Genomic DNA, 12,799 nt, shown 5'->3' with positions numbered 1-12,799 from the left:
GTTGCAGCGCCGTGCGGGGCCCGCAGGCACCATGCGGTAGAATCCATCGGTGGCGATACATCGGCACCGCTGAAAACTAGGAGGAGCCACCCCGTGACCCAGCTCCGCGCGCACCTCGCGCCGCCCGCCCGCACGCTCGTGGACATCTTCCGTTCCACCGTGGACGCCGTCGGCGACGCCCACGCCCTCGACAACGGCGTGGAGGTGCTGACGTACGAGGAGTTCGCCGGGGCGGCCGAGGAGGTGGCCACCGACCTCGCCGCCGCCGGTATCGGCCGGGGCGACCGCGTCGGCGTCCGCATCGCGTCGGGCACGACCGACCTCTACGTCGCCATCATGGGCATCCTGCTGGCCGGCTCCGCCTACGTCCCCGTCGACGCCGACGACCCCGACGAGCGTGCACGCACCGTCTTCGACGAGGCCGACGTCGCCGGCGTGCTCGGCAATGGGCTCTTGCTGACGACCCGCGGCCCACGGCGTCCGGCACGGGAGGCGCTTCCCGAGGTCCAGCTCGACGACGACGCCTGGATCATCTTCACCTCCGGCTCCACCGGCAAGCCCAAGGGCGTGGCCGTGCAGCACCGCTCGGCCGCCGCCTTCGTGGACGCCGAGTCGCGCCTCTTCCTGCAGGACGACCCGATCAACGAGACCGACCGCGTGATGGCGGGGCTCTCGGTCTCCTTCGACGCCTCGTGCGAGGAGATGTGGCTCGCGTGGCGCTACGGCGCCTGCCTGGTCCCGGCCCCGCGCTCGCTGGTGAAGTCCGGCATGGACCTCGGCCCCTGGCTCGTCGCGCACCGCCTCACGATCGTCTCCACCGTCCCGACCCTCGTCCTGCTGTGGCCGCCGGACGCGCTGGCGAAGGTCCGGCTGCTCATCCTGGGTGGCGAGGCCTGCCCACCCGAGATCGGGATCCGCTTCGCCACCGAGCACCGCGAGGTCTGGAACACCTACGGCCCCACCGAGGCCACCGTCGTCGCGTGCGGAGCGCGGGTGTACCCCTACGAGACGGTCCGCATCGGCTGGGCCCTGGACGGCTGGGACCTCGCCGTCGTGGACCCCGACGGCAACCCCGTCCCGGACGGCGAGCACGGTGAGCTCATCATCGGCGGCGTCGGCCTGGCCCGCTACCTGGACCCCGAGAAGGACGCCGAGAAGTACGCCCCCATGCCCTCGCTGGGCTGGGACCGGGCGTACCGGTCCGGCGACCTCGTCGTGGACGACCCCGAGGGGATCCTGTTCCTCGGCCGTGCCGACGACCAGGTCAAGGTCGGCGGACGCCGCATCGAACTCGGCGAGTTGGACGCCGCCCTCTCGGCCCTGCCCGGGGTGAGGGGTGGGGCCGCCGCCGTGCAGAAGACCGCGTCCGGTACGCAGGTGCTCGTCGGCTACCTCGCCGCCGATCCCGACTTCGACACCCACGGCGCGACGGCTCTCCTGCGCGAGCAGCTGCCGGCCGCGCTGGTCCCCCGCCTGGCCGTCGTGGACGACCTGCCGACGCGCACGTCCGGGAAGATCGACCGCAACGCCCTGCCGTGGCCGCTGGCCAGCGCGTCCGACACGCCGGAGGCCGGGGCCACGCCCCTCACCCAGGACGAGGCCTGGCTGGCCGGCCTGTGGGCCGACACGCTGGGCACGGTCGTGACCGACCCGGCGTCGGACTTCTTCGACCTCGGCGGCACGTCGCTGGCGGTCGCCCACCTGCTGGCCGGCATCCGGCGGCGATTCCCGGAGGCCGGGGTCACCGACATCTACGAACACCCGCGCCTGGCCGCGATGGCAGCGCACCTCACCGCCATGGAGGCCCCCGAGTCCCGCCGCAACGAGCGGGTCTCCCCCGTCCGCCGCCGGACCCGGGTCGCCCAGCTGCTGGCCATCGTGCCGCTGCGCACCATCGGCGCCCTCCGCTGGGTCACGCTCCTGGCCACCGGCGTCAACCTGGCGGGGTGGCTGGCCCTGCCCGTGGCGCCCGTTCCCTGGTGGATCGTCGCCCTGGGCTGGCTGCTGCTCGTCCTCCCGCCCGGCCGGATGGTCCTCTCCGCCCTCTTCGCGCGGGTCCTCCTGGCCCCGGTCGTCCCGGGCTCCTACCCGCGGGGCGGCCGGGCACACCTGCGCATCTGGCTGGCCGAGCGCCTCGCGGAGGAGCTCATGGCGACCAGCAACGCGTCCGCCCCGGGCATGATCTGGTACGCACGCCTCCTCGGCGCCACCATCGGCCCCAACGTCGACCTCCACACGATGCCGCCCGTCACCGGGCTGCTCACCGTCGGCGAGGGCGCCAGTGTCGAGATCGAGGTCGACCTGGCCGGCTACTGGATCGACGGCGACACCCTGCACGTCGGCCGCGTGGTGATCGGGCCGGACGCCCGCATCGGCATGCGCTCCACCCTGGGCCCCGACACGGTGGTCGGCGCGGGCGCCGAGGTCGGCCCCGGCTCCGCCGTGGTCACCGACGTCCCCGCCGGCGAGTACTGGACGGGTTCCCCCGCGGTCAAGGCCAAGCGCCACGCCCGCGGCCCGTGGGAGGCCCCGCCGCCGCGGCGTCCGCTCTGGTGGCTGGGCTACCTGGCCGCCTCGCTCGTCATCGCCGGCATCCCGGTGGCGGGGCTCGCCGCCGGCACGGCCCTCGTCCTGGCCACCGCGCCCTCGGGCGCCGGCATCCCCGCCCTGGTCGGCCACGCCCTGGCCTGGCTGCCCGTGGCCGTGCTGGTCGGCTTCACGCTCGTGGCGTTGCTCGTGCTGGTCCACGTCCGATTCCTGGGCCTGTTCGTGGTCGAGGGGCACGTCCCCGTCCACTCCGGGCGCGGGCTCGCGGCGTGGGCGACCGTCCGCGTGCTCGACGAGGCCCGGACGTGGCTCTACCCGCTCTACGCCGGGTGGTTCACCACCGTGTGGCTACGCCTGCTCGGTGCCGAGATGGGCAAGGACGCCGAGGCGTCCACCGTGCTGATGATCCCGAAGCTGGCCAGCGTCGGCGAGCAGTCGTTCCTGGCCGACGACACGCTCGTGGGTGGCTACGAGCTCGGCGGGGGCTGGCTCCGCACCGCGCGGACGCGCGTGGGCAAGGACGCGTTCCTCGGCAACTCCGGCATGGCCGCCCCCGGCCGGAAGGTGCCGGCCCGCGGGCTGGTCGCGGTGCTGTCGTCGGCCCCGCCCCGCGCGAAGGCCCGCAAGACCACGTCGTGGATCGGCTCCCCGCCCGCCCCCCTCCGCCGGGCGGCCCAAGAGGTCGACACCTCGTTGACCTACGACCCGCCGCGCAGGCTCCGCGTGCAGCGCGGAATCGTCGAACTGTTCCGGATCGTCGCGGTGATGGTCTCGATGGCGCTCGGGGTCCTCGTGGCCGCAGCGCTGGTGGCGCTGGCGTCCGTGTCGTGGTGGCTGGCCGTCGCCCTGGGCGGTGTGGTCCTCGTCGCAGCCGGCTACCTGTCGACGTGGCTGTCGGTCCTCCCCAAGCGCCTGCTCGTCGGGCGCGTCGAGCCGGGCGAGCACCCGCTGTGGAGTTCGTTCGTGTGGCGCAACGAGCTCGCCGACCAGTTCATGGAGGTCGTCACGGCACCGTGGTTCGTCCGTTGGGCCACCGGGACGCCGCTGCTCAACGTCTGGCTGCGGACCATGGGGGCCACGATCGGCGCCGGCGTGTGGAACGAGACCTACTGGCTGCCCGAGCCCGACCTGGTCGAGATCGGGGACGGCGCGACCATCTCCAGGGGGGTCGTCGTGCAGACCCACCTGTTCCACGACCGCGTCCTCGCCCTGGACAAGGTGGTCATCAAGGCCGGCGGGACGCTGTGCCCCAACAGCGTCGTCCTGCCGGGCGCGACCGTCGGACGCCACTCCACCATCGGGCCGGCGTCATTGGTGATGCGCGGGGAGTCCGTCCCGCGTCGGACGCGCTGGATCGGCAACCCGATCGGCCCGTGGGTCGAGTGAGGCGGGCGACACGTCCGGGTGACGCACGGAGTGTGGCAGTATCGACAGGTGCGCGCTGTGCCTGATCCCTACCTTCCCAGTCACGGCGACACCTCCTTCTCCGTCAGCCACTACGACCTCGCGCTCGACTACCGCGTCCCCACCAACCGGCTGGACGCCACGGCGACGCTGACCGTCCGTGCCCTCGAGGACCTGACGTCGATCCAGCTCGACCTCAGCGGTCTCCACGTCGACAAGGTGCGGGTCGACGGCGCCAAGGTCAAGAAGTACGCCCACAAGGCGCGCAAGCTGACCATCGGGTTGGCCGCGCCCCTCCGCGCCGGCGCGATCGCCACGGTGCAGGTCACCTACAGCGGCAAGCCGGGCCCGGTCCCGGGTGCGCACGGTCCCGCGGGCTGGGAGGAGCTCACCGACGGCATCCTGGTGGCCTCGCAGCCGTACGGCGCCCCCTCGCTGTACCCGTGCAACGACCGGGCCGACGACCGCGCCACCTATCGGATCGCGGTGACCACCGAGGCGGAGTACGCCACCGCGGCAACGGGCCGCCCGGTCGAGGCGAGCACGAAGGGCGGACGCACCACGTCCGTCTTCATCGAGGACGCCCCCACATCGCCCTACCTCGTCAGCCTCACCATCGGACGCCTGGTGAGCGAGTCACTGCCCGGCTCTGGCGGCAGGGTGACGATCCTGCGACCCCGGACGCGCTCCGTCCCGGCATCCTCCCCGATGCTGCGCCTGCCCGCGATGCTCGATGCCCTGGAGGGCTGGTTCGGGCCCTACCCGTTCCACTCCTACCGGGCGGTCGTCGTGGACGAGCCGCTGGAGATCCCCCTCGAGGCCCAGGCCATGGCGAACTTCGGCACCAACCACCTCGACGACGACTGGGACAACGAGCGCCTGGTCGTCCACGAGCTGGCGCACCAGTGGTTCGGCAACGCGGTCACGGCCGCGCTGCTGAAGGGCATCTGGCTGCACGAGGGGTTCGCCTGCTACACGGAGTGGCTCTGGTCGGAGCACCGCGGCCTCGGGACGGCCGACGAGCGCGCCGAGCGCCACTGGCGGGCGCTCCCCAGCGAGGGCCAGGACACCCCGCTCTCCGATCCCGGTATGCCCGCCATGTTCGACGACTGGGTGTACAAGCGCGGCGCCCTCACGCTGCACGCACTGCGTGCCGCCGTCGGCGATGAGGCCTTCTTCTCGCTGTGCCGCACCTGGGTCGCCGCGCGCGCCATCGTGACCACCGAGGACTTCATCGAGCACGTGAACCGCTCGACCGGGACCGACCAGTCGGCCCTGCTGGCCGCCTGGTTGGACGAGGTCCCCCTGCCGCCCTGCCCGCGGCTGCGCTGAGGCCCACCGGCCGCCTCACTCCGGCTCGTTGCCGGACGCGGAGCCCAGGAGGAACGGCGTGTCCACCCCCTCGTACATGAGGTGGGTCATCAGGCCCTCCGTGGCATGGGGCAGGTTGTGGCAGTGGTCCATCCAGATGCCCGGGTTGTCGGCCACGAACGCCACGTCGTAGGTCTCCCCGTGCCGGACGTCGAGCGAGTCGACCCACCACGGGCTGCCGGACGCCGCGACGCCGTTGCGGGAGAGCACCACGGCGTGGTGCCCGTGGAGGTGCATGGGGTGCACCTCGCCACTGTTGTTGGTGATGCGCATCGTGACGACGTCGCCCTCGCGGACCATGTACATCGGCACGTGCGGCACGATGCCTCCGTTGATGGTCCACCAGTATCCGGGACGCCCGGCGAGGAACCCGGGACGGCGTCCGATGTCGTAGGTGAAGCGCCGGTCAGCGTCGGTGGGGTCGAACGGCAGTGCCGCGGGCGTCCCGTACGACAGCGGATCGAACTCGGCGGCGGGAGTCGGGACGCCCGGCGGCGAGGCGTCCGCGGGGCCGAGCACGAGAGAGGTCCCCGTGACCTGCACGCGGGCGCCGCCGGCGTCCGGCACGCGCACGGCCAGGTCGACCCGCGCGCCGGCGCCGAGCAGGACCCGCAGCCTGCTGGCCCACCACTGGACGCCGAGGACGACCACCACGGCGAACGTGAGGGCCCCGGCCACCCAGCCCAGGAGCACACGCCAGTGGCCCGGACGCCCGCCGGGGGTGCGGCGGGGCGTCCGGGCCGGGGCCGTGACGGCGAGGTCGGCGGTGTCAGCGGACACCGGCGGACTCGGCACGCGCGGCGGGGGTGGGGGTGGTGACGGGACGGTGTGCCAGGCGGGCTGCCATGAAGGCGCCGGCGAAGAGGAGCAGGGCGTTGACGCCGTGCAGGAAGGCGAGGGCGGACATGCCGTGACCGAGGAAACCGAGGGTGACCTGGACCGCGACCAGTACGACGACGACGGCCGCCCAGGGCACGGCCCCCGGAATGCGGGAGGCGAAGGCGACGCCGAGCATGACGAGGGCGACGGCCGGGATCACGTACATGCCGTTCATGCCGTGGATCATCAGGCCGAGGAACTCGGGCACGGGGGGCGGGGAATCGGACGTGAAGTCGATCACGCCACCCTCGCTGAGGTACCTGACGAGCCCGGACGAGGCCCAGGCGTGGGAGGCGGCCTGGAGGGCCACGAGGCCGCAGATGACGTACGCGAGGGCGCGGTAGGTGGTGCGCATGGGTGCTGCTCCGTTCAACTGGGGTTGTGCCTCCAGCCTCGGCCTCGGCCAACCCGGGCGTCACGGGAACGGATCGGGACGAATCCGGGAAGATTCCGGGACGAGCGGCGAACGGGGACGCGCCGTCAGACGAGTCCCGCGGCCCGCGCCTTCGCCACGGCCTGCCGACGGTCGTTCACCTGGAGCTTGGTCAGCACGTTCGACACCACATTGCGCACCGTCTTCGGGCTGACGTCCAGGGCCGCGGCGATCGCCTCGGTGTCCAGGCCGCGGGCCATGAACGCGAGTACCTCCCTCTCGCGGGGCGTCAGCTGGTCCACCAGTCCGGTGCCCCCGCCGAGCCCCGAGAACCAGGCCGCCATGCGTCCGGCCAGGACCGGCGAGAAGACAGCCTCGCCCTGGGCCACCGACCGGATGGCGTGGAGCACGCTGGCCGGAGGGTCGGTCTTGACGACATAGCCCCGCACCCCCGCCTCGAGCGCCCGGAAGACCGTCGTGTCCTCGTGGTCCATCGTGAGGACGATGACGCCGGTACCGGGACTCACCTCACGGACGCGACGGGCGGCGTCCAGCCCGTGCAGCCGGGGCATGTTCAGGTCCAGGACCGCCACGTCCGGCTGCAGGCGCCCCACGAGTTCCACGGCCTCGATGCCGTCGGACGCCTCCCCCACGATGGCGAGGTCCTCGGACACCGAGACCAATCCCGCCAGCCCCGACCGGTACAGGGGATGGTCGTCGGCCAGCACGATCGTGGTGCGCTCAGTCATGGTTCCCCTCGAGTGGTAGGTCCAGGCGGACACGGGTGCCGCGCCCGTCGCGCGGCTCGACGCGGACCGTTCCCCCGAGCTCGGCCGCCCGTTCGCGCATCGCGGCGATGCCGACCCCGGGCCGGACCCCCTCGGCCAGCCCCACCCCATCGTCCAGCACCTCGCAGACCAGGACGCCGGCCGTCCGGCGCAGCACGACGCGACAGTGCTGCGCAGCGGAATGGTGCTGCACGTTCGCCAGCGCGGCGAGCACGATGCGGAACGCCGCGACCTCCACCGCGGCCGAGAGGGGATCACGCTCCAGGTCGCCCAGCTCGGAGCTGTCGACCTCGAGGATGACGGGGAGGAGCTTGACCTGACAGTCGACCAGCGCCCCGACCAGTCCCCGCTCGTCCAGGGCGGGCGGGCGCAGGTCGTAGGCCAGCGCGCGAAGTTGCCGCGAGGCGGTCGCGGCCTCGCGACCGATGTCCGCCAGGACGCCGGTCGCGAGCTCCCCCGTTCCGCGCTGGGCGACGAGCTGTCGCGCGGTCTCGGCGCGCAGGCCGATGCCCGCGACCGTCGGGGCGAGGTCGTCGTGGAGGACGCGACGCAGGGCCCTCCGTTCCTCCTCGCGGGCCAGGACGAGTCGTTCGCGGGCGCTCTGGAGGGCGTCGGCGAGTTCCACCTGGCGGGCGGCGACCCCGACCTGGCCCGCGAGGTCCTGGAGCAGGTCGCGCTCCTTGCGGGACAACCGGTCGCGCCCGCCGCGCGTCCAGGCGACCAGGACGCCGACCGGCTGGCTTCCGACGTCCACGGCGAAGGGGACCGGGACCGAGCCCTCGACCGGCTCCGGCCCGGGGGCGCCGGACGCGTGGGCCTGGATGTCGAGCCCACCGACGCGGATCGCCAACCGCGGCAGCCGCAGCGCCCGGCGGATGTCGTCCGCCACCCCGTGGAAGTCGACGTTCCGCCGGGCGAGGTCGCCGGCGACCCGGCTCAGGATCCGGTAGCGGTCCTCGGGGTCCCGGTAGACCGCCCAGTTGACCGCCCGCTCCAGCCGCTCGTGCAGGACCGGCACCAGGACCGCCAGCACCACGACGCTCACCGGCCCCGCCGCCTCCGGCGACACGTCGGGGGCCACCCACCTCAGCAGCAGCTCCACGAGGGGGAGGAGCACGAGCGCCATGAGCACCAATCCGGTCGCCACCATCACCTTGACCAGCACCCACTCCAGGTCGAACAGGTGGAACCGGGCGAGACCGATCCCGAGACCGACGACGAAGAGCAGCCCCGGCAGGCCGATCAAGGAGCCGTTCAGCACTCCGGCGCCGCCGAACATCTGGGGTCCGATCGCCAGCACGAGGGTCAGGGCGATGGAGCACAGGGCCGTCCCGCCCACCCACAACAGCTGCTGGCGGGCCACGGCATCCCGCCCGTCCTCGCGCAACCGGATCATGCGACCGATGACCACGCTGACCACGCAGACCAGGGTGAACACGGTCACCGTGGTCTGGGCCCGGATCACGGCGTGCACCCACCCCACCTCACCCGGCTCCGCCCAGCGCGACAGGCCGATGCAGGCGACGAGGAAGGCGGCCAACGGCAGCTGGGCAATCAGCGCGTGGTGCCACCACCGGGTGACGCCGCGCAGGGGCGTCGGGAAGAGGATGCCGAAGAGCAGCGCCGCCCCCCACACGAGGGAGAACACGATTTGGGTGGCGGTGAGGAAGAGCCATCGCTCCCAGCCCTCGAACGCGGAGGAGGCGGGCAGTCCGAGGTGGGTCACGAGCGTGCTGCCGAAGAGCCCGGCGGACATCACGAGCGCCGCCCCGCCGGCACGGTCCCGCGGGTCGCGCCACATCATCGCCAGGCACACCCCGAACAGGGAGGTGGTGAACAACGACGTCCACGCCCCTTCAAGGAGCCGGCGCCCGATGTCGGCCGGATGGTCGGCGGGAGCGATGGTCACGGTCTCGCCCCCGGCCATCCGGTAGTGGGTGGACGTGGGTCCAGGCACGGCGTCCACGACGAGCGTGCCGTCGGGGAGCGGGCAATCCGGCGTGGCGTGCACGCGGAGGCCGTCGGGCCGCCAGGCCAGCGCGTCCGGGGTCACGAACGCGCAGTCGGCGGGCCGGGCCAGCAGCACGACCACGTAGGCGATCGAGACGGCGAGCACGAACGTGCTCACCGCCAGGCTGTCCCACTGGACGCCACCCCCGCGCCGCGTGGCCATCTTCCCCTCCTGGCGGCAGGATGACAGGAGGGTCGGGGAGCGTCAATGGTGCCCTCTCCCCGGACGAGCACGGGCGCCCCTGCTGTGCAGGAGCGCCCGTGGCGTTCGGGGAACGGCTGGACTCAGAAGTCCATGCCGCCCATGCCGCCGTCGCCGGCCGGCATGGCCGGAGCCTTCTCCGGCTTGTCGGCGATGACGGCCTCGGTGGTGAGGAACAGCCCCGCGATGGACGCCGCGTTCTGCAGCGCCGAGCGGGTCACCTTGGCCGGGTCGGGGATGCCCGCCGCCAGCATGTCGACGTACTCGCCGGTGGCCGCGTTGAGGCCCTTGCCCGGCTCGAGGCCGGCGACCTTCTCAGCGATGACGCCGCCCTCGAGGCCGGCGTTGATGGCGATCTGCTTCAGCGGGGCCGAGGCCGCGGTGAAGACGATGGCTGCGCCGACCTTCTCGTCGCCCTCGAGGGCATCCGAGACCTTCTGCTTGACCGCGGCAGCGGCCTGGAGCAGCGCGACGCCGCCACCGGCGAGGATGCCCTCCTCGACGGCCGCCTTGGCGTTGCGCACGGCGTCCTCGATGCGGTGCTTGCGCTCCTTGAGCTCGACCTCGGTGGCCGCGCCGACCTTGATGACGGCCACGCCGCCGGCCAGCTTGGCGAGGCGCTCCTGCAGCTTCTCGCGGTCGTAGTCGGAGTCGGAGTTCTCGATCTCGCGGCGGATCTGGGCCACGCGGCCCTCGATCTGCGCGGAGTCGCCGGCACCGTCGACGATGGTGGTCTCGTCCTTGGTGACGATGACCTGGCGCGCGCGGCCGAGCAGCTCGACGGTCACGGCGTCCAGCTTGAGGCCGACCTCCTCGGAGATGACCTGGCCACCGGTCAGGATCGCGATGTCACCCAGCATGGCCTTGCGGCGGTCGCCGAAGCCCGGGGCCTTGACGGCGACGGACTTGAAGGTGCCACGGATCTTGTTGACGATCAGGCCGGCGAGGGCCTCACCGTCGACGTCCTCGGCGATGACGAGCAGCGGACGCCCGGCCTGCATGACCTTCTCCAGCACCGGCAGGAGGTCCTTCAGGTTCGAGACCTTGCTGTTGGCGACGAGGATGTAGGGGTCGTCCAGGACGGCCTCCATGCGCTCGGCGTCGGTCACGAAGTACGGGGAGATGTAGCCCTTGTCGAAGCGCATGCCCTCGGTGAGCTCGAGGTCGAGCCCGAAGGTGTTGGACTCCTCGACGGTGATGACACCCTCCTTGCCGACCTTGTCCATGGCCTCGGCGATGATCTCGCCCACGGTCGGGTCAGCGGCGGAGATGGACGCCGTGGCGGCGATCTGCTCCTTGGTGTCGACGGGCTTGGCCTGGGCGGCCAGCTCCTCGATGATGGCGGCGACAGCCTTCTCGATGCCCTTCTTCAGGCTCATCGGGTTGGCCCCGGCGGTGACGTTGCGGAGGCCCTCACGGACCATCGCCTGCGCGATCACGGTGGCGGTGGTGGTGCCGTCACCCGCGACGTCGTCGGTCTTCTTGGCGACCTCCTTGACCAGCTCGGCGCCGATCTTCTCGAAGGGATCCTCGAGCTCGATCTCCTTGGCGATGGAGACGCCGTCGTTGGTGATCGTGGGGGCGCCCCACTTCTTCTCGAGGACGACGTTGCGACCCTTGGGGCCGAGCGTCACCTTCACCGCGTCGGCGAGGGTGTTCATGCCCCGCTCGAGCCCACGGCGGGCCTCGACGTTGAATTCAATCAGCTTTGCCACTGCGGCAGCCCTTTCGAATGTCTTGACGTGCTCCGGACGGTGCCCGCGACGGACGACCTGATCGGCAGGTCTCACACGGCCGGTGCTGGTGGCACTCTCGTGTCGAGAGTGCCAGCTCCATGTTTACCAGCCTGTTAGCACTCGACACAAGCGAGTGCTACGTCGGATCTGACACGGACGCCCTAGGCTTCCCTCAGTGTCAGGGTGGTGGTACCGCGGTTGCGGTGGTTGGATCCTGACCATCAGTCGGCTGGTTCTTAGGCTTCGTGCCGGGAGTCCTTTTTGTGGGGATGTGGCGTCCATGCGTTTTGCCGTCGGCTGGTGGGAAGGAACCGGCCGGCGTGACTTGATAGGAGCGTGGCATCGCCCCCACTGAGATGTGTCCGCCGACCGGTTCCGACCGTCCTCCACTGATCAGGTGAAAGGAGGCAACCACCATGGTTGTCGTTGGTGTGGATGTTCACAAGCAGGCCCACACGTTCGTTGCGGTCGACGAGGTCGGCCGCAAGCTGGGCCAGTTCACGGTGAAAGCGACCAGCGAGGGGCACGCGAAGGCGTGGGCCTGGGCCACCGGCGAGTTCGGGGCCGAGTTGGTGTGGGCCATCGAGGACTGCCGGCACCTGTCGGCCCGCTTGGAACGTGACCTGCTCACGGTCGGGCAGAAGGTGGTGCGGGTGCCGCCGAAGATGATGGCCGAGCAGCGTCGGGTCGCACGGACGCGGGGGAAGTCTGATCCGATCGACGCGTTGGCGGTGGCGCGGGCGTTCTTGCGGGAACCCGATCTGCCGGTTGCGTCGCACGATGAGGGGTCACGGGAGTTGAAACTGCTGGTTGACTACCGGGAATCGTTGGTGTCGACCAGGACCAGGATCATCAACAGCTTGTTGTGGCGGATCCATGAACTCGACCCCGAGCGTGTGCCGGCGCCCCGGTCGCTTGACCGTCAGGCCACCCAACAGGCCTTGCGTGGGTGGCTGGTGGGTTTGCCGGGGATCGTGGCCGAGTTGGCCTTGGCGGAGCTCGACGACGTCGTTGCGCTCACGCGTCGGGTCAACGAGCTGGAGCGCAGGATTGCCGCCTCGGTGGTCAGGGTGGCCCCTTCGTTGGTGGCCATGCCTGGCTGCGGGGTGTTGACCGCGGCCAAGCTGGTCGGCGAGACAGCAGGTGTCACGCGGTTCGCGACCGAGGCCAAGTTCGCCCGGCATGCCGGGATCGCACCGATCCCGGTGTGGTCTGGCCGGACCGAAGGACGGGTCCGGTTGACCAGGTCCGGCAACCGGCAGCTGAACGTGGCGATCCATCGGATCGCCCTCACCCAGATCCGGCTGGCAGGCGGCCTCGGGAAGGTGTACTACGAACGGAAGAAGGCCGAGGGCATGTCCACCCCCGAAGCCCTGCGCTGCCTCAAACGACGCCTCGCCCGCATCGTCTACAACACCCTGAAGACCGACCACGAAGCGACCCTCGGGACCTGCATCCCGGCAGCCGCTTGACATAGGAGAAACGCATG

8 protein-coding genes are annotated in these 12,799 nt (G+C 71.6%); 3 read left to right on the top strand and 5 right to left on the bottom strand.

Going from position 1 to position 12,799, the window contains the following annotated elements:
* The first annotated feature begins 93 nt into the window (after window positions 1-93).
* Both AC5YDV_RS04145 and AC5YDV_RS04140 read left to right on the top strand, forming a co-directional pair.
* Window positions 94-3,933 carry a Pls/PosA family non-ribosomal peptide synthetase gene (locus tag AC5YDV_RS04145; RefSeq protein ID WP_496183139.1) on the top strand — a complete coding sequence of 1,280 codons (3,840 nt, stop codon included), beginning with the start codon at window positions 94-96 and terminating at the stop codon, window positions 3,931-3,933.
* 48 nt (window positions 3,934-3,981) lie between these two features.
* Window positions 3,982-5,283 (top strand): M1 family metallopeptidase, encoded by a 1,302-nt coding sequence (locus tag AC5YDV_RS04140; RefSeq protein ID WP_496183138.1) that lies wholly within the window; start codon window positions 3,982-3,984, stop codon window positions 5,281-5,283.
* Window positions 5,284-5,298: 15 nt separating this feature from the next.
* Here AC5YDV_RS04140 and AC5YDV_RS04135 read toward each other — a convergent pair whose 3' ends face one another.
* The 5 genes from AC5YDV_RS04135 to groL all read right to left on the bottom strand — a co-directional run bounded on the left by AC5YDV_RS04135 (window position 5,299) and on the right by groL (window position 11,289).
* Window positions 5,299-6,102: a multicopper oxidase domain-containing protein gene (locus AC5YDV_RS04135; RefSeq protein WP_496183137.1), complete on the bottom strand. Its 804-nt coding sequence runs from the start codon at window positions 6,100-6,102 to the stop codon at window positions 5,299-5,301.
* On the bottom strand, window positions 6,092-6,556 hold the full coding sequence (locus AC5YDV_RS04130; RefSeq protein WP_496183136.1) for a hypothetical protein: 465 nt from the start codon (window positions 6,554-6,556) through the stop codon (window positions 6,092-6,094). The genes AC5YDV_RS04135 and AC5YDV_RS04130 overlap by 11 nt, the downstream gene beginning before the upstream one ends.
* A 125-nt stretch (window positions 6,557-6,681) precedes the next feature.
* On the bottom strand, window positions 6,682-7,323 hold the full coding sequence (locus AC5YDV_RS04125) for a response regulator (RefSeq protein WP_496183135.1): 642 nt from the start codon (window positions 7,321-7,323) through the stop codon (window positions 6,682-6,684).
* Window positions 7,316-9,535 (bottom strand): ATP-binding protein, encoded by a 2,220-nt coding sequence (locus AC5YDV_RS04120; RefSeq protein WP_496183134.1) that lies wholly within the window; start codon window positions 9,533-9,535, stop codon window positions 7,316-7,318. Before AC5YDV_RS04120 ends, AC5YDV_RS04125 begins: the two co-directional genes overlap by 8 nt.
* A 122-nt stretch (window positions 9,536-9,657) precedes the next feature.
* Window positions 9,658-11,289 (bottom strand): chaperonin GroEL, encoded by a 1,632-nt coding sequence (groL, locus tag AC5YDV_RS04115; RefSeq protein ID WP_496183133.1) that lies wholly within the window; start codon window positions 11,287-11,289, stop codon window positions 9,658-9,660.
* A gap of 437 nt (window positions 11,290-11,726) precedes the next feature.
* Between groL and AC5YDV_RS04110 the strand changes: the two genes are divergently transcribed.
* A complete protein-coding gene (locus AC5YDV_RS04110; protein ID WP_496182335.1) occupies window positions 11,727-12,782 on the top strand; it encodes an IS110 family RNA-guided transposase in 1,056 nt (351 codons plus the stop codon).
* Window positions 12,783-12,799 lie beyond the last annotated feature (17 nt).

This window comes from Propioniciclava sp. LT432, assembly GCF_059515965.1.
This window is presented reverse-complemented; position numbering and strand designations above follow the sequence as displayed.